This is a genomic window from Pectobacterium atrosepticum, from assembly GCA_019056595.1.
Taxonomy (GTDB): Bacteria; Pseudomonadota; Gammaproteobacteria; order Enterobacterales; family Enterobacteriaceae; genus Pectobacterium; species Pectobacterium atrosepticum.
On record CP036163.1, the window covers coordinates 1310315 to 1327452 of the forward strand.

The 17138-nt window shown below is 51.6% G+C and carries 16 protein-coding genes; 6 read left to right on the forward strand and 10 right to left on the reverse strand.

The window, feature by feature from the left end; all coding sequences use genetic code 11:
* The first annotated feature begins 2 nt into the window (after positions 1 to 2).
* Complete coding sequence (locus DCX48_06595) at positions 3 to 1043, forward strand: Fe(3+) ions import ATP-binding protein FbpC 2 (GenBank protein ID QXE14207.1); 1041 nt, start codon at positions 3 to 5, stop codon at positions 1041 to 1043.
* Between the two features lie 29 nt (positions 1044 to 1072).
* On the opposite strand, the gene arnF is transcribed toward DCX48_06595, so the two are convergent.
* From arnF to DCX48_06635, 8 genes are all read right to left on the reverse strand, one after another.
* On the reverse strand, positions 1073 to 1465 hold the full coding sequence (arnF, locus tag DCX48_06600; protein QXE14208.1) for a 4-amino-4-deoxy-L-arabinose-phosphoundecaprenol flippase subunit ArnF: 393 nt from the start codon (positions 1463 to 1465) through the stop codon (positions 1073 to 1075).
* Positions 1465 to 1806 carry a 4-amino-4-deoxy-L-arabinose-phosphoundecaprenol flippase subunit ArnE gene (locus tag DCX48_06605; protein QXE14209.1) on the reverse strand — a complete coding sequence of 114 codons (342 nt, stop codon included), beginning with the start codon at positions 1804 to 1806 and terminating at the stop codon, positions 1465 to 1467. The genes arnF and DCX48_06605 overlap by 1 nt, the downstream gene beginning before the upstream one ends.
* Positions 1803 to 3473: a lipid IV(A) 4-amino-4-deoxy-L-arabinosyltransferase gene (locus DCX48_06610; protein ID QXE14210.1), complete on the reverse strand. Its 1671-nt coding sequence runs from the start codon at positions 3471 to 3473 to the stop codon at positions 1803 to 1805. The genes DCX48_06605 and DCX48_06610 overlap by 4 nt, the downstream gene beginning before the upstream one ends.
* Before the next feature lie 17 nt (positions 3474 to 3490).
* The gene (locus DCX48_06615) at positions 3491 to 4384 is read right to left on the reverse strand and encodes a 4-deoxy-4-formamido-L-arabinose-phosphoundecaprenol deformylase (GenBank protein QXE14211.1); all 894 of its coding nucleotides are present in this window, start codon (positions 4382 to 4384) and stop codon (positions 3491 to 3493) included.
* Entirely contained in the window at positions 4381 to 6402 is a 2022-nt protein-coding gene (arnA, locus tag DCX48_06620; protein QXE14212.1) for a bifunctional UDP-4-amino-4-deoxy-L-arabinose formyltransferase/UDP-glucuronic acid oxidase ArnA, read from the reverse strand. The genes DCX48_06615 and arnA overlap by 4 nt, the downstream gene beginning before the upstream one ends.
* Complete coding sequence (locus DCX48_06625; protein QXE14213.1) at positions 6399 to 7382, reverse strand: undecaprenyl-phosphate 4-deoxy-4-formamido-L-arabinose transferase; 984 nt, start codon at positions 7380 to 7382, stop codon at positions 6399 to 6401. Before DCX48_06625 ends, arnA begins: the two co-directional genes overlap by 4 nt.
* Positions 7375 to 8523: a UDP-4-amino-4-deoxy-L-arabinose aminotransferase gene (locus tag DCX48_06630; GenBank protein ID QXE14214.1), complete on the reverse strand. Its 1149-nt coding sequence runs from the start codon at positions 8521 to 8523 to the stop codon at positions 7375 to 7377. The genes DCX48_06625 and DCX48_06630 overlap by 8 nt, the downstream gene beginning before the upstream one ends.
* Before the next feature lie 226 nt (positions 8524 to 8749).
* Positions 8750 to 9916: a nucleotide sugar dehydrogenase gene (locus DCX48_06635; protein QXE14215.1), complete on the reverse strand. Its 1167-nt coding sequence runs from the start codon at positions 9914 to 9916 to the stop codon at positions 8750 to 8752.
* Between the two features lie 520 nt (positions 9917 to 10436).
* Between DCX48_06635 and DCX48_06640 the strand changes: the two genes are divergently transcribed.
* The 3 genes from DCX48_06640 (at position 10437) to ybcJ (ending at position 13200) form a co-directional block, all read left to right on the forward strand.
* Positions 10437 to 11984, forward strand: coding sequence for a GGDEF domain-containing protein (locus tag DCX48_06640; GenBank protein ID QXE14216.1), 1548 nt, complete (start codon positions 10437 to 10439; stop codon positions 11982 to 11984).
* Positions 11985 to 12091: 107 nt separating this feature from the next.
* Positions 12092 to 12955 (forward strand): bifunctional methylenetetrahydrofolate dehydrogenase/methenyltetrahydrofolate cyclohydrolase FolD, encoded by an 864-nt coding sequence (gene folD / locus DCX48_06645; protein ID QXE14217.1) that lies wholly within the window; start codon positions 12092 to 12094, stop codon positions 12953 to 12955.
* 32 nt (positions 12956 to 12987) lie between these two features.
* Positions 12988 to 13200, forward strand: a complete 213-nt coding sequence (gene ybcJ / locus DCX48_06650) for a ribosome-associated protein YbcJ (protein QXE14218.1) — start codon at positions 12988 to 12990, stop codon at positions 13198 to 13200.
* A 99-nt stretch (positions 13201 to 13299) separates the two neighbouring features.
* On the opposite strand, the gene cysS is transcribed toward ybcJ, so the two are convergent.
* Positions 13300 to 14685: a cysteine--tRNA ligase gene (cysS, locus tag DCX48_06655; GenBank protein ID QXE14219.1), complete on the reverse strand. Its 1386-nt coding sequence runs from the start codon at positions 14683 to 14685 to the stop codon at positions 13300 to 13302.
* 300 nt (positions 14686 to 14985) lie between these two features.
* On the reverse strand, positions 14986 to 15408 hold the full coding sequence (locus DCX48_06660; GenBank protein QXE14220.1) for a DoxX family protein: 423 nt from the start codon (positions 15406 to 15408) through the stop codon (positions 14986 to 14988).
* Positions 15409 to 15829: 421 nt separating this feature from the next.
* Between DCX48_06660 and DCX48_06665 the strand changes: the two genes are divergently transcribed.
* Together DCX48_06665 and lpxH are read left to right on the forward strand one after the other, a co-directional pair.
* The gene (locus DCX48_06665; protein ID QXE14221.1) at positions 15830 to 16324 is read left to right on the forward strand and encodes a peptidylprolyl isomerase B; all 495 of its coding nucleotides are present in this window, start codon (positions 15830 to 15832) and stop codon (positions 16322 to 16324) included.
* A 10-nt stretch (positions 16325 to 16334) separates the two neighbouring features.
* Complete coding sequence (gene lpxH / locus DCX48_06670) at positions 16335 to 17057, forward strand: UDP-2,3-diacylglucosamine diphosphatase (protein ID QXE14222.1); 723 nt, start codon at positions 16335 to 16337, stop codon at positions 17055 to 17057.
* The last annotated feature ends 81 nt before the right edge of the window (positions 17058 to 17138 follow it).

Here is a 17138-nt window from a genome sequence, read left to right on the forward strand (position 1 = left end):
TCATGTTGGAACTTCATCGCGTCAGTAAAAGCTTTAACGGACGCACCGTGCTGTCTGACATTCATTTAACGTTAGAAAACAGCCGTCGCACGGCGATTGTCGGCCCATCCGGTTCAGGGAAAACCACCCTGCTGCGCCTGATTGCCGGGTTCGAAACACCGGATACCGGCGTCATTACGCTAAACGGCCAAACGCTCTGCGATAACGGGTTCTCCGTCCCTGCCCATCAGCGCAGAATTGGCTATGTCCCGCAGGACGGCGCGCTGTTTCCGCATCTCTGCATCGCGGACAACATCGCCTTTGGGCTCAAAGGCTCGAAAGCGGAAAAACAAAAACGCGTAGATGAATTGATGGCGCTGGTTTCGCTTCCCACGCATTTACAGAAACACTCACCGCATGAAATTTCCGGTGGTCAACAGCAGCGTGTCGCACTGGCCCGCGCGCTGGCGCAGCGCCCTGCGTTGATGCTGCTGGATGAACCGTTTTCCGCGCTGGACACCGGACTGCGTGCCGCCACCCGTAAGGCGGTAATGGACGTATTGCAGCAGGCTAACGTGGCTTCGATTCTGGTGACACACGATCAGGGGGAAGCGCTGTCTTTTGCCGATAGGGTGGTCGTCATGCGTGAGGGTCAACTGTCGCAATCGGGTTCCCCCTGGGCGCTCTACCACCAGCCCAACAGTGAAGACATCGCCACTTTCCTCGGTGAAACGCTGATTCTCAATGCACAGATTGACGGTGGTAAGGCTGACTGCCTGCTTGGGCGCATCGCAGTAGATCGCCCAACGGCAAACGGTCGAGTAAGAATCATGCTCAGGCCGGAGCAGATAACGATTCAGGATACCGAGATAACGAGCACGGCACATATGCGTGCCACTATCCGCAACGTCGAGTTTTCCGGCTTCGTCTCTACACTGACGCTACGCATCCACAACGCAGAAGCCGATGTCATTGAACTTAAAACCGTCAGTCACGCCGCTTTCATCGTCGGCCAACAGGTTAGCCTAAGCGTGAACGGTGCCGCACACGTTTTCAGTCAATAATATCCCTCGCAGGCACAAGCACAGGCGGTTTACTTCGTCGCCTGTGCGTCGCGGCTAACCAGCCAAACCCCGAGAAGAATAATCAGAACGCCGAGGTTTTTACGCAGGCTCATCGGTTCATTCAGCCACGGCAGAAAAACCGCAGCAAGGTAGACCACCGCATAGCTCAGACTAATCAGCGGGTAGGCACGGCTTAGCGGTAAATAGCGTAGCACCATGAACCAGCACACCATCGACAGGCCGTAGCAGATAATCCCGACCAGCACCGCGACAACAGGCCAGCCCGCCATCAGCGTGCTGAGCGATGGCCAGTGCGTCATGGAAATGCTCGGCAGCGCCAGCATCCCGCTTTTCATTAATACCTGGGCGGCACTAGCCAACACGAGGCTGGCAACGACCCAAAAATATCCCTTGTTCGTCATCACTCCCCCTGCATCAGATAGATACCGATGACAATCAGCGCAATGCCCCACCAGTGATGCCTATCCACGCGTTCGCCAAACCCATAGTGCGCCAGCAGCGTAACCAGAACAAAATTGATGCTCAGCAACGGGTACGCCACGCCGAGCGGGAGATGTTGCAAAACCAAAAGCCACAGCAGCAGCCCAATACCCAGCAGCAATGCCGCCAACATCAGCCATCCGAACGTCACCCGTTGACGCTGAGCCACGGGCAAACGCCGCCAGCATTCTGCCGCCTGTTTCTGGCACAGTTGCCCTAAGCTGGTCAACAGACAGACGATGGCAACCAATAAATAACTCATGGCACGACCTGCTTATAAAACAGCAGCACATAGCGGTGCGATTTTCTCAACTGATTAGGGGCGGGCAGATTACGATATTCGTCATCACTGTCTCTGTCGGTCTTCAGCACCAGCGCGACATTTCCGCTACGTCGTTTATCGGCAAGCCAAGCGGGGAAAGCGCCCTCATCCACAAAGCGATCGGCAGCATCAGCATAGTCCAGCCCATAGTTCAGTTCGCCACGCGCCTTAAATAAGGTGATATCACTGCGCTTCAGTTCCCACGCCAGTCCGGCAGCCAGCCCCACTTCGTCGCTAAGCACATAGCGGCTGTCTTCAAGCAACGGCTGGTGGCTACGAATAAAGGTTTGGGGATTCTTGGAATCAACCACACTCGCCGGAATACTCCCGCCAACGAGCAGCGCCAGAAAGAGCGGACAGCCCGCCACCAGATAGCCCCACGTCTGCTGTTTCCTCAAGCTAACAGCAGCAAAGGCTATCCAACCGATAAAGCAGACGATTCCCGATATGATGGTAAGGCCTTCTCCCGGTTGATAGAAATGCGGCACGATGATGCCAAGGCCAAGCGCGGCAACCGCAAGCCCCAACACGCCGCCAAAAACAATATTGAGCCAGCTATTGATGCGCAATAGACGCTCGCGCACTACGGGGGCCAGTCCGGAAATCCACGCCGCCATCAGCAGCGCCAGTGGTGCAAAGCACGGCAGAATGTAGGTCAACAACTTACCTTTGGCGATGCTGAAAAACAGCAGCGGCATCACCATCCAACACAGCAAGAAGAACCGCTCTGGGTTCACTTTCCGTTCAGTCCAACCGCTGCGTAACGCGCCCGGCAACAGCGCCAGCCAGGGGAATGTCCCCACAATCAGAAACGGCAGGTAATACCAGAACGGTGCCTTATGCTGCGCATCGTCTTCAGCAAAACGCTGGATATGTTCAATCCAAAAAAAGTAATGCCAGTAATCAGCTTCTCGTGCGTGCACCGCCAGCGCCCACGGCGCACTCAGCAGCACCGCGACAACAATCGCCAACGGCCCGAACAGCAGCAGTTCCTTGATACGCTTTTGCGCCAGCGCCACGGGCAGCACGCTGATCACCGGCAACGCCAGCGCCAGAAAGCCTTTGGTCATGAACCCCATACCGCAGGCTAACCCCATCAACCCCCAGGCCAACAGCCGTTCACGCGTCAGTTTTGCCCGTAGAATCATCGCATGGCTGAACAGCGCCGCTGTCATCCAGAGCGTCACCATCGGATCGAGCACACTGTAAGTACCAATGCCATAAACAAGGAGTGACGTCAGATAGATCGTCGCCGCCAGCAGCGCCGTGCGCTGGTTTTTCCACAGCATCATCGCTAGCCAAAATACCAGCAGCGCACTCAGCGCAGTAGAAAACACCGAGGCAAAGCGCACGGAAAAATTGGTATGACCTAGTAACCACTGGCTCATGTTATTCAGCCAGTAGCCCGCGACAGGTTTCTCAAAATAGCGAATATCCAGCAAATGCGGCACAATCCAATCGCCGCGCTGAAGCATCTCACGGCTGATTTCGGCATAGCGAGTTTCATCCGGCGACCACAGCCAGCGACCGTTAAGCGGCAGCAGGTAGAGCAAAGCAAACAACACCACTATCACAGTACTTTTCAGCTTGATCATGCTTTTTTCCATGCTGTCTCCTGCTTTATTTATTCTTCCGTTTGCACGCCAAGCCACCCTTCCCGTCCGGGAAACGGCGCGCGTTCAATCCGCCCGACGGGCAACGTAGTCGAATCATCAGGCAGTAACGAGGAAAGTGGACAAAATTCGATGTGCCGCTGACGGGCAAGAAGCAGTAACTGACGGAACAGCGCCAATTTCGCGCCTCCTTCAACCTCTGCGTGAATGGTATACACCGGCACGCCCCGATCCTGCTCGATTGCGTCGAGAATAAAGTCGTTGAATTCGCCGTCACTCACGCGCTCACCAATAACCTCATCATAGGTCGGCAGCGTTACGGGGATCTGCGTCGTGCCAAGCCCCCCATTTTTCAGTCGTGGCCGAAAAGGCTGGGTGCCGCGACAGTCACTGTTATAGTCCAGATTCCAGCGCTGCTTCATTTCAACGACGCGTGCATCAGCTCGCCAGCCCGCTACGGCGGAGCAGCGCACTGGCGATGGCAGAATCTGCGTTAACGCATCCATGCCTTCATGGAACTGCGCTGCCAGCTGCGCATCCGACCAGCGGGCGACATTCGCCTGCCAGCCGTGATGATCCCAGGAATGTAGCCCCACTTCATGCCCGGCGTCGTGCGTCTGGCGGATTAACGAGCCAAACCGTGCGCCGATATGACGCCCCGGCCACGCCGTGCCAGCCAGCAAGATATCCCAGCCGTAGAGCGAGGCCGCGTTGGAGCGCAGCATCTTCCATAAGAAACGTGGGCGCAGCAGACGCCACAGGTGACGCCCCATGTTGTCCGGCCCGACGCTAAAAAAGAAACTCGCCTGGATATCAAACTCCGCCAGCACCTTCAGCAGCGCGGGTACGCCGTCCCGCGTACCGCGCCAGGTATCGACATCAATTCGCAGGCCAACGCGCGTCATCCCTGCGTATCCGTGGCATCAGCGGTGTGCGGGACGTCAACGGTACGCAGAAAATAGTCCAACGTTTCCGCGACGGTTTGCTCCATCTTCACCGTCGGTTCCCATTCCAGCAGGCGTTTGGCGTTGCGAATGCTCGGCGTGCGGTGCGCCACATCCTGATAGCCTTTGCCGTAATAGCTGCTGCTTTCCACGTCAATAAATCCGGCAAACGGCGGGAAACGGTCACGTAACGGGTGAGCATTAAAGCTGGTGAGCAGCATTTCGCCCAGTTCGCGGATGCTGGCTTCATTATGCGGATTGCCGATATTGATAATCTGCCCGTCACACTGACCGTTGCGATTTTCGATAACGCGAAATAGCGCTTCAATGCCGTCGTGAATATCGGTAAAGCAGCGTTTCTGCGCCCCGCCGTCCACCAGCTTGATCGGCGATCCTTCCACCAGATTGAGGATCAGTTGAGTAATGGCACGCGAGCTGCCGATCCGCGCGGCGTCCAGCGTGTCCAGACGTGGCCCCATCCAGTTAAACGGACGGAACAGCGTGAAGCGCAGGCCGTTTTTGGCGCCGTACGCCCAGATCACCCGATCCAGCAGTTGCTTGGATACGGAGTAGATCCAGCGCTGCTTGTTGATCGGCCCGACAATCAAGCGTGAGGTGTCTTCATCAAACTCTTTGTCGTCACACATGCCGTACACTTCTGAGGTAGACGGGAAAACGATGCGTTTGTTGTAGCGTACGCAGTCGCGCACAATTTTCAGATTCTCTTCGAAATCCAGCTCGAATACGCGCAGCGGGTTACGGGTGTATTCGATAGGCGTTGCAATCGCTACCAGCGGCAGAATGACATCGCATTTCTTGATGTGGTATTCGATCCATTCGTTATGAATGCTGATATCACCTTCCACAAAATGGAAACGCGGATCGCCAAGAAAACGCGCGATGGCATCAGAGCTGATGTCCAGCCCGTAGATCTCATAGCGATCGTCGCGCAGCAGGCGCTCGGTCAGGTGGTTACCGATAAAACCGTTCACACCGAGGATCAGCACACGCGTGCGGCGTCGTTGCACACGGCTGGCGAGGTTACCCAGCCGCGCCTGTGGCACCATGCCCATTTCCGCCGCCAGTCGGCTACCCGACATATACAGCCCGGCTTCACTCTGTCCGCTGACGATCTCAAGCGCGTCTTCACCACAGGACACCACCAGCGGCGAAGTCGAAATAATCGATCCCGCATCACCGCCATGTGGATGATTAACGTTCACACGGTTGTTTTTAACCACACGGGCGCGCCAGATAATCACCTTGCGCTCACCGAGAAACGTAAACGCCCCCGGATAGGGTTCCGTCACCGCGCGAATCAGGTTGTTGATCTCATGGGCGCTTTTTTGCCAGTCGATCAGACCATCTGCGGCCGTGCGACGACCGAAATAGCTGGCCTGGCTGTCATCCTGTGGCGTCAGCGCAATCTCACGCGAGCGAATCAGCGGTAACTGCTGCGCCAGCAAAGTGGCTGCGGCGGTACGACATTTTCCATGCAAAGTCAGCGCGGTATCTTCATCGTCAATCGCCACCACAGACTGCGCGACGATATCACCCGCATCAGCACGGGAAACCATCTTGTGCAGCGTAACGCCCGTTTGCGTTTCTCCGTTCACCAACACCCAGTTAACGGGAGCTCGCCCACGGTAGCGCGGCAGCAGTGAGCCGTGCAGATTAAATGCGCCAAACGACGGTAACTGAAGAATGTCATCGCTTAATATCGTGCGGTAATAGAAAGAAAAAATAACATCGGGTGCCAGTTCCCGAATACGATTCACCCAGAGCGGATGGTTAATATCTTCTGGTGCAAATACCGGAACATCCATCCCGGCAGCCGTTTTCGCCACCGAGGCGTAGAAGTGGTTCTCGCCCGGAGCATCGCTGTGCGTGAACACCGCCTGAATCTCATAGCCCGCTAACGCTAACGCTTCAAGACCCACACAGCCGATATCATGGTAGGCAAATACTATCGCTTTCATTCTTCTTCATCCCGTAAACTGGTGGTCAGTGGCGTTGCCGCACTCACTGTCTTTTGCACAAAATAGCGTGGACGGGCACGCACATCGGTATAGATACGACCAATGTATTCGCCCAATAGCCCCATCCCAACGAACTGCGCGCCGATAAACATGAACAGCACAGCAAACAGCGTGAACACGCCCTCTGCCGCCCACTCCGCGCCGAAAAACAGACGCAAGCCAATCAACAGCAGTGCCAGCAGGAAACCCGACAGCGCGACGACGCTACCAATCAGGCTGAGAATACGCAGCGGCGTCGTCGTCAGGCAGGTCAGCAGGTCGTACATCAGATTAATCAGCTTCAGAAAGCTGTATTTGGACGTGCCAAACTCCCGCTCGGCGTGCAACACGTCGATCTCGATGGTTTTTCGTGCGAACGTGTTGGCAAGGATAGGAATAAAGGTGCTGCGTTCGTGGCAGCGCAGCATCGCGCTGACAATGTGGCGGCGATAAGCACGCAACATGCAGCCGTAATCCGCCATGGATTTCCCCGTTGAGCGGCGAATCATCATATTGATGGTTTTCGAGGCCAGTTTGCGAAACAGCGAATCCTGTCGATTTGCCCGCACGGTGCCAACCACGTCATACCCTTGCGACGCATACTCCACCAGCCGCGGGATTTCCTCCGGCGGGTTCTGCAAATCAGCATCCAGCGTAATCACCACATCGCCTACTGCCTGCTGGAATCCGGCCATGATGGCCGAATGCTGGCCATAGTTGCGATTCAGCAACACGGCGATAATGTGCTTTTCCGGGTCGCTCGCCGCCTCGGTTAACAGTTCCGCTGAACGATCGTTGCTGCCGTCATCAACCAGAATAATTTCCCAGGGTTTACCGATCTTCCGACAAGCCGCCAGCGTGCGTTCAATCAGCACCGGTAGGCTCTCTTCTTCGTTATAAACGGGAATCACAACAGAAACATTTTTGATGTCATCAATCACGAACAGACTCCAGAATCGAGGTTAACGCCGCGACGACGCGATCGACATCGCTGTCTTGCATATCGGGGAACAGCGGCAGCGTCATGAGCGACGCCGAATTCCACTCCGTTTCCTGCAGGTGCAAATGCGGGTAGCGCTCACGGTAATATTTCTGCGTATGCACCGCTCTGAAATGCAGCCCGGTGCCAATGCCATGTGTTTGCAGCGCCGCCATCAGATCATCGCGTGAAATACCGCACTGCGTTTCGTCCACGCGCACCATAAACAGGTGCCAGGCGTGCAAATGGGGATAGTCAGGGACAGCCAGCGGCTGAAGCGGCAGCGAGTGCAACTGAGTGAGATAACGCGCGGCAAGCTGCTGACGGCGGGCGTTGATCGCAGGGAGTTTATCCAGTTGGACCAGCGCAATAGCCGCATTGATATCCGCCAGATTGTATTTAAACCCCGGCGTCACCACTTCGGCCTGCGGCTTGCGCCCCTGTAACTGCCTGTCAAACGCATCCACACCCAGCCCGTGAAATTTCAGACTGCGTATACGCTCGGCGAGTGCTTCGTCATCCGTCACCACCATGCCACCTTCCGCACAGGTGATATTTTTAATCGCGTGAAACGAGAAAATGGCGGTTCCACGCGCACCAATCCACTCACCACGGTATTGCGTACCGACGGCATGCGCCGCATCCTCAATGAGCGGAATGCCATAGCGTTCACTGAGTGCGCGCAGCGCATCCAGATCGGTAGGCGCACCGGCGTAATGCACGGGAATAATCGCTTTGGTCCTCGACGTAATGGCAGCTTCAATATCCTGCGATCGCACCATCAACGTATGCCGATCCACATCCACCATCACCGGTTCCGCACCCAATAGCGTGATGATATTGACGGTTGAAACCCAGGTCTGAGACGGCGTAATAACCTCATCACCGGGGCCAATGCCGAGCGCCATCAGCGTAACGTGCATTCCGCCCGTCGCGGAGCTAACCGCAATCGCCTGTCGGCACCCAAACTGCTGGCAAAAAGCCTGCTCTAACTGCTGACATTTCGGCCCCGTGGTTATCCAGCCAGAACGTAATACTTCTGCCACGGCAGCAATTTCCTCGTCGCCCATGGTCGGGCGGGAAAAAGGCAAAAAATCCGTCATAAGGTATTCCCAAAATAAATAATGGCGATAAATCATTATTCAGTAGTCTAAATAATGAAGCCTTAAGCCAACCTTAATTTATTGCGATAATCATAAAATCATAGATAAGCCACACGAAATGGCGAAGCCACAAAAAAGACATAGTTAATTACAATGCAAAAGTGAACTTTTTACGAATAGTCCAATATCGAATAAAAATATCGATTTATTGATTTACGACAAGAAATCAATCCTCGCCGAATAAGTCTCGCGTATAGACTTTCCCTATCACATCTTTTAATTCATCGGCATAACGATTGGTAATAATAATGTCACACTGTTGTTTGAAACTGTCGAGTTGATGCACGATCGGGAAATCTAAAAAGTTATCATCATCAATCCCAGGTTCATAAATCACCACATTGATTCCTTTCGCTTTTATCCTTTTCATAATGCCCTGAATGGAGGAAAAGCGAAAATTATCCGACCCCGCTTTCATGATGAGGCGATGGACACCGACAGTTTTAGGGTGGCGGCGGATAATCGTATCGGCAATGAAATCTTTCCGCGTATGGTTAGCATCCACGATAGCCTTGATCAGGTTATTCGGCACGGTACGATAATTGGCCAAAAGCTGTCGAGTATCTTTCGGTAAGCAGTAGCCGCCGTAGCCGAAAGACGGATTGTTGTAGTAATCGCCAATACGAGGATCGAGACACACGCCTTCAATAATCTGCCGGGTATTCAACCCCAGCGATTCGGCGTAGCTATCCAACTCATTAAAGTAGGCCACGCGCATCGCCAGAAAGGTATTCGCAAACAACTTTATCGCTTCCGCCTCTGTCGGATCGGTAAAAAGAACGCGAATATCTTTCTTTAACGCACAATATATCAATAAGTTAGCGAAGAATCTCGCTCTTTCAGACCGCTCACCCACCACAATCCGCGACGGATAAAGATTGTCGTGCAGCGCCTTTCCTTCACGTAAAAACTCGGGCGAAAAAATGATGTTATCCGTATCGAACTGCTGGCTGATTTTCTCGGTGAAGCCAACAGGCACCGTCGATTTAATCACCATAATCGCCTGCGGATTAATCGCCAGCACGTCACGAATGACCGCCTCTACCGATGAGGTATTGAAATAGTTGGTTTGCGGATCGTAATCCGTCGGCGTAGCAATAATCACAAACTGCGCATCAGCATACGCCTCATGCTTGTCCAGCGTAGCCGAGAAATTCAGCGTTTCATGCTGTAAAAAGCGTTCAATCTCAGCGTCATTAAACGGCGATTTTCGTTGATTTAGCAACGCTACTTTTTCTGCCACAATATCCAACGCCACAACCTGATGCTGTTGTGCTAATAATAATCCATTCGATAAACCGACATATCCCGTTCCGCTAATCGCTATTTTCATGAAGGGCTCTTTATTTCATAACTGGCTGCAATTCTATTTCGCCGCAGTATCTTTTTTATTTTTCCATCTGAATAGAGGTGTTACATTTCAATTTATTTCCTGCTAAGCCATCGAGATTAATGATCTCATCATTCACGAAGGCACCTCTTACTCATCAGTCGAAATGTCAGAAACACCATACCATTATCATTAGCAACTCCGATTAAACGCCAATTAAACATAGCGTATTTAATGATAAATAAAATTTTTTTTACACCCTGTCACGCTTTCAAATAATTAGCCTGAAAACAAACCACATACAAGGCTTTGCATGAAGCAACGCTTTGTCATTTACTTTTACAGTTGGATAAAACCGATCCCGTATTTAACATCGTCGTTGATAACAAAAAAGACTATTCAATCGCAGCACGAAAATGAGATACAGAAAAAAACATAAGCCAACCTCATCAATAGCGGCGCAAATGGCAAGAGCGTCTACACTTATCATCAGTCATTTCTTTGGCTAAGGATGAGAAGGACGATGAAGGCCAGCATGAGCGAAAAAGCCAGCCAGTATCAAATGCCACTGCAAAAATTGATGATTATATTTATGCTATTCATCATCACGGCGGTAGTGGCACTGAACGGATGGGCAGTATTCAATTCTCACCAACAGCTTATCGATTCCACAGAGCGAAACGCCAAAAATCTGTCGCTGTCGCTGGCACGCCATGCCGAAGATACTTTTTTACAAGTCGACATATTGCTGCAAGATTTACAAGAGCGTATCGAGCAGGATGGTCAATCGTCCGTACAATTGAACCGATTAGGCGATATTTTAAGGAGCCGTAAGGCAACGCTGCCACAGTTGCATGGCATCTTCATTTATGACGACAAAGGCGAATGGTTGGTGAACTCTGGGATAGCAAAACCGGCAAATGCGAATAACGCCGACAGAGAATATTTCAAGTATCACCAGAATAACGTCAGTCAGGCCATGCACATCGGCAGCGTGATTCAGAGCCGATCTACCGGCGATCTGATCATTCCGGTCTCGATGCGTATCAATAAGCCAGACGGGAGCTTTAGCGGAGTGCTGCTCGCCACCCTCTCGCTGAACTATTTCAAACAGTATTATGGCTACTACTCCATGGGGAATATGGACGTGCTTGCCATTCTGCTTTCCGACGGCCGGATTCTGTACGGCCGTCCTTACGACGACTCTTATATCAACCGAAATGTGTCGAGCGGCCCGCTATTTTCAGAACACCTGAAACAGTCGGAAAGCGGAACAGCAACGTTTGTCTCCACGCTCGACCATGTCGAACGCATTTATGGCTACACAAAATTAAAGCGTTACCCCATCGTCATCGCCGCAGGTTTCGATCTTGGATTGGTTCTTAGTAAATGGAAATCGGACAGTCTGGTTTACGGTGCCATTACCTTAACTCTGCTATTCACTATTATCCTGCTCGGTTTGATCGTGCTGAGACAGATTCGTATGAATTTGAAAAATCAGATCGATTTAACCATCGTACGTGATGAGCTCACATCGGTTAACCACACCTTACAAACGCTAGCGCTGTTTGATGGCCTGACAGGCTTAGCTAACCGCCGCCAGTTTGATATTTTCCTGCAACAAACCCTATTGCGGGTTGCGGAAACGCGGCAGTGTATGGCGCTGATCATGATCGACGTCGACGCCTTCAAAAAATATAACGACCATTATGGGCACGTGGCCGGCGATGAGTGCCTACGCAAGATTGGTAACGCCCTGAGCAAAATGCCGAAGCGAAAAGAAGATTTAGTCGCCCGCTATGGCGGTGAGGAGTTCGCCATCATCATTACCGATACGGATAAACAAGGGGCCACCACGCTCGCTCAGCGCGTGCTGAATTCAGTGCGAGAGGAAAAAATCGCGCATGAAATGACGCTGTTCCCAGAGAAAATCGTCACCATTAGCGCCGGTGTCTATGTGTTCTGCGTCGATAACCCACCACCAACAGCAGCATCCGTTATTGATATTGCCGATGCCGCGCTGTATCGCGCCAAAAATAGTGGTAAAAACCGGTTCGAGGTCAGCGAATAGCGAGAACAATTGGAATTAATGTTGACGCAATGCCTGACAGCACGCGTAGCTTCTGACAAAATAGCGGCCATCTCCCCCTGTATTCCAATTGATGGGTCTCATCTCAGATGGCAGCAAAGATTATTGATGGTAAAACGATTGCGCAGCAGGTTAAAGACGAAGTTGCCGCACGAGTAACGCAGCGTTTGGCTGAAGGAAAACGCGCACCGGGTCTGGCTGTTGTGCTGGTTGGCGAGAACCCAGCGTCACAGATTTATGTCACCAGTAAGCGCAAGGTATGTGAAGAAGTCGGCTTTATCTCCCGCTCTTATGATTTACCCATCACCACAACGGAATCAGAGCTGTTAGCGCTTATCGACCAGCTCAACGCCGACCAGACGATTGACGGTATTCTGGTTCAGCTCCCGCTGCCGGAAGGCATTGATAACACCAAAGTGATCGAACGTATCGCCCCAGATAAAGATGTTGATGGCTTCCACCCTTACAACGTGGGCCGTCTGTGCCAGCGTGCGCCGCTGCTGCGTGCCTGTACACCACGCGGTATCATCACGCTGTTGGAGCGTTATAATATCGATACTTTTGGGCTGAATGCCGTTGTCGTCGGCGCATCCAATATTGTTGGCCGTCCGATGAGTCTGGAACTGTTGCTGGCGGGCTGTACTACTACCGTCACGCACCGCTTCACCAAAAACCTGCGCCACCATATTGAAAACGCCGACCTGCTGGTTGTCGCGGTGGGTAAACCGGGCTTTATCCCTGGCGAATGGATTAAACCAGGCGCAATCGTGCTGGACGTGGGTATCAACCGTCTGGAAAGCGGTAAAGTCGTCGGCGATATAGAATTTGAAACAGCGCAGGAAAGAGCGTCTTATATCAGCCCTGTACCGGGCGGCGTCGGCCCTATGACTGTTGCCACACTGATTCAAAACACGCTACAGGCGTGCGAAGAGTACCATGACCACGCCGAATAATTGGCGAGTCAAACACGAATAAGCAGGAATTTATGGCAACCTTTAATCTTGAAAAACATCCGTACGTTGAACTGTGCGATCTCTTGAAATTGCTGGGCTGGAGCGAAAGCGGAGCGACGGCTAAACTGGCTATCGCCGCAGGCGACGTAACTGTTGACGGCCAGACGGAAACACGCAAGCGCTGCAAAATCGTCGCTGGGCAAACCGTTCAGTTCAACGGCGAGACCGTAACTGTCGCCGAGTAGCCCTTACAACGTCAATGATGCCGAAAAAAAAGCCCGCAGAAGAATAATCGCGGGCTTTTTATTAGCTGAAAATGTGTTTATTGAGAGAAACGGTATTTACTACTTACGGCGCCAGATCGTTCCCTGCGGGCCGTCTTCCAGCACGATCCCCATCTCATTCAACCGATCGCGCGCCTGATCCGCCAGCGCCCAGTCTTTGGTCGCGCGTGCATCTTTACGCTGTTGGATTAATGCTTCGATTTCTTTCACTTCGTCATCATTCACCTGCGCACCGTTTTGCAGGAACTGCTCAGGATCCTGTTCCAGCAGGCCGAGCACGCCAGACAGTTTACGCAGTGTAGATGCCAGTTGATTCGCCGCCTGCACATCTTCCGCTTTCAGGCGGTTAACTTCGCGCGCCATATCAAATAGCACCGAGTAAGCTTCAGGCGTGTTGAAATCATCATCCATCGCGTCGTGGAAACGCGCTTCAAACTCGTCACCGCCGTGCGCTTCAACGCTGGGATCCGTTCCGCGCAGTGCGATATACAGGCGTTCTAACGCCGCACGCGCCTGTTTCAGGTTATCTTCACTGTAGTTCAACTGGCTACGATAGTGGCCTGACATCAGGAAGTAACGCACAGTTTCAGGGTCGTAATACGCCAGCACGTCACGCACGGTGAAGAAATTGTTGAGCGACTTTGACATCTTTTCGCGGTCAACCATCACCATACCGGAATGCATCCAGTAATTCACATACGGGCCATCGTGTGCACAGCAGGATTGTGCAATCTCATTTTCGTGGTGCGGGAACATCAAATCTGAACCGCCGCCGTGAATATCAAAGTGCTCACCCAGCTGTTTGCAGTTCATGGCTGAACATTCGATGTGCCAGCCGGGGCGCCCTTCTCCCCACGGAGAAGACCAGTGAGGCTCACCCGGTTTGGACATTTTCCACAGCACAAAGTCCATCGGGTTACGTTTCACTTCTGTAATTTCAACACGCGCGCCAGCCCGTAACTGATCGAGATCCTGACGAGACAGCACACCGTAGCCCGACGCAGTATCAACGGAGAACATCACATCGCCATTGCTCGCCACATAGGCGTGGCGACGGGTAATCAACGTTTCCACCATTTCGATGATATCGGTAATATGGTGCGTCGCACGCGGTTCAGCATCAGGACGCAGGATATTCAAGGCATCAAAATCAGCATGCATCTCTGCAATCATGCGGGTTGTCAGTTGGTCACTGGTTTCCCCATTTTCGATTGCACGTTTAATAATTTTGTCGTCAATATCGGTGATATTACGCACATATTTCAGTGAATACCCCAGATACCGCAAATACCGCGCCACCACATCAAACGCCACGAAAGTACGTCCATGACCGATATGACACAGGTCATAAACGGTGATGCCACACACATACATTCCCACCTGATCGGCGTGGATGGGTTTAAATTCCTCTTTTTGGCGACTCAGCGTATTAAAAATCTTTAGCATCAGGGCGTTCCAGTGTTTTTATAAAAAATGGTTTTCACAAAAAAATGGTTTCACAAGAGTGGTGTTCACAAAAACATCGTGTTCACACGATAGGTCAATCACAGTGGCAGTTAGCGTCAGCAATATCAATACATTCAGGGTTTATACCCCAACGGCGTATTGAAACCTGAACCCTACTGTATTGCAAGGTTAAGAAGAGGGAATAAGCGAGAAAGGATAAAAATGAAATGGCCCGGATTTCCCGGGCCATTTCACACAATCGGCGTTACTGACGAAAAAATAACCTGCTGACAAAAACAATCAGCGCCAACGTGGATTCGACATCACTGAGTATTTTCCGCTACCGAGCAAGGCAATAGCGATACCCGCAAAGAAGAAGACAGCCGCGCCTTCAACTGCCCACGCACCCGTTTTTTCCAGAGACAGGAAATCACCAGAATGCACCAGCAATGACGCGACAAACATAGTGAAAGAGAAGATCAGTGCGGCAGGACGTGTAAAAATGCCGAGAATCATCATGATTGGTATGATGATCTCACCGACATAAACACCGTAGCCCACAAAGGCTGGGAGTCCGGCATTAGTCAACATCCCCTCAATAAAACCAATCCCGCCGTGCAGCTTGTGCCACCCGTGGAACAACATCAAAACGCTGAAAGATACGCGCAAGAACAATTTGCCGAAATCGGGCTTATCTAATACTCGATTAATACTATCCAGCATGATCCACCTATCCATTTAGAGGTATTTATGGGTAATAAGAATGACTCTCAGATTAATCTGAGCTGAAAAAAAAGAATACGTTGATTACGCAAAACATTGATCTAGGGCAACAAAATTCTCATTCAAATTAATTAACCATTAACTGTGCATTTAATCAATTTATTTGTTTTCAAAAGCCTGCTTTGCGTGATTAAGCCATCATCGATGCATACTTGACCACAGTACATTTTCCCCGACGATTGCCTAAATATGAGTAGTAAACATTTTTATACGGCTTTTTCATCACACCAACCGCCAGCAAACGCGCAGAAAGACCGAAATACTGACTCAATCGACCAGTTATGCTATAACAGCGCTCTTGTTGTTCACCGTATTTTGTGAACTGCACTCTTATCACTAAGGCTATCTAGGGTTCATTATTATGATTACGCTTCATACCAACCACGGCGATATCGTTATTAACACGTTTGCAGACAAGGCGCCGGTTACTGTAGAAAACTTCCTGAACTACTGCCGCAGCGGTTTTTATGACAACACGATTTTTCACCGCGTGATTAATGGTTTTATGATTCAGGGCGGTGGCTTCGCTGCTGGCATGGATCAAAAAGAAACCAATGCGACAATCAAAAATGAAGCCAACAATGGCCTGAAAAATACCCGTGGCACGCTGGCGATGGCTCGTACCAACGATCCACATTCTGCTACTGCCCAGTTCTTTATCAACCTCATTGATAACGATTTCCTGAACTTCCGTTCAGAGCGTGCCGATGGTTGGGGCTACTGCGTATTCGCCGAAGTGACTGAAGGTATGGACGTTGTTGATAAAATCAAAGGCGTTGCAACCGGCCGCAGCGGCATGCACCAAGACGTACCGAAAGAAGACGTGGTGATCACCCACGTAACGGTCAGCGAATAATCCGGCCTGCATGGCAACGCTGTTTATTGCCGATCTGCATTTAAGTCTTCATGAACCGGCGATTACCGCCGGTTTTCTGCGTTTTTTACGCCATGAGGCGATTCATGCCGATGCGCTTTACATTCTTGGTGACCTCTTCGACGCCTGGATTGGTGATGACGATCCGCAACCACTGCATGCGACCATCGCTGCTGAATTGTATGCATTACATCAGCTCGGCATTCCCTGTTACTTCGTGCACGGTAACCGTGATTTTCTGATCGGCAAGCGTTTCGCCAGACAAAGTGGAATGACGCTGCTACCGACAGAAAATATCGTTGACCTCTACGGTCAAAAAATCCTCATTCTGCATGGTGATACCCTGTGTACTGACGATCCGGCCTATCAAAAATTTCGCCGCCGCGTACACAACCCGTTCATTCAGCAACTGTTCCTGCTGTTACCTTTATCGCTGCGTCTGAAGATAGCCGCTAAAATGCGTGCCAGCAGCCAACAGGCCAATCAGCAAAAGTCTCAGCAGATTATGGATGTGAATCCTGAGCAAGTGCTTGAACGCTTGCGGCACTATCAGGTGAAGACGATGATCCACGGCCACACACACCGTCCAGCCATCCATCAGGTTGATCTCGGCAAATCTTATGGCCGACGTGCCGTTCTCGGTGCCTGGCATGAGGAAGGTTCGATGATTAAGGTCACGCCACAAAATATCGAACTGATTTCCTTCCCATTTTAATGCGTTTTCTGCCATTGACTTAACAATCTCTCACCTAATCTCCCCAGTATTTCCGCATACGCAACCGTTTTCCTCGCCATA

Coding starts and splice junctions, on each gene's coding strand:
- DCX48_06635 (QXE14215.1), bottom strand. CDS start 9,916: ATGAAAATAGCGATTAGCGGAACGGGATATGTCGGTTTATCGAATGGA.
- DCX48_06660 (QXE14220.1), bottom strand. CDS start 15,408: ATGCTGGATAGTATTAATCGAGTATTAGATAAGCCCGATTTCGGCAAA.
- arnA (QXE14212.1), bottom strand. CDS start 6,402: ATGAAAGCGATAGTATTTGCCTACCATGATATCGGCTGTGTGGGTCTT.
- DCX48_06665 (QXE14221.1), top strand. CDS start 15,830: ATGATTACGCTTCATACCAACCACGGCGATATCGTTATTAACACGTTT.
- DCX48_06630 (QXE14214.1), bottom strand. CDS start 8,523: ATGACGGATTTTTTGCCTTTTTCCCGCCCGACCATGGGCGACGAGGAA.
- DCX48_06595 (QXE14207.1), top strand. CDS start 3: ATGTTGGAACTTCATCGCGTCAGTAAAAGCTTTAACGGACGCACCGTG.
- DCX48_06615 (QXE14211.1), bottom strand. CDS start 4,384: ATGACGCGCGTTGGCCTGCGAATTGATGTCGATACCTGGCGCGGTACG.
- arnF (QXE14208.1), bottom strand. CDS start 1,465: ATGACGAACAAGGGATATTTTTGGGTCGTTGCCAGCCTCGTGTTGGCT.
- DCX48_06610 (QXE14210.1), bottom strand. CDS start 3,473: ATGGAAAAAAGCATGATCAAGCTGAAAAGTACTGTGATAGTGGTGTTG.
- cysS (QXE14219.1), bottom strand. CDS start 14,685: ATGCTAAAGATTTTTAATACGCTGAGTCGCCAAAAAGAGGAATTTAAA.
- DCX48_06640 (QXE14216.1), top strand. CDS start 10,437: ATGAAGGCCAGCATGAGCGAAAAAGCCAGCCAGTATCAAATGCCACTG.
- folD (QXE14217.1), top strand. CDS start 12,092: ATGGCAGCAAAGATTATTGATGGTAAAACGATTGCGCAGCAGGTTAAA.
- lpxH (QXE14222.1), top strand. CDS start 16,335: ATGGCAACGCTGTTTATTGCCGATCTGCATTTAAGTCTTCATGAACCG.
- DCX48_06605 (QXE14209.1), bottom strand. CDS start 1,806: ATGAGTTATTTATTGGTTGCCATCGTCTGTCTGTTGACCAGCTTAGGG.
- ybcJ (QXE14218.1), top strand. CDS start 12,988: ATGGCAACCTTTAATCTTGAAAAACATCCGTACGTTGAACTGTGCGAT.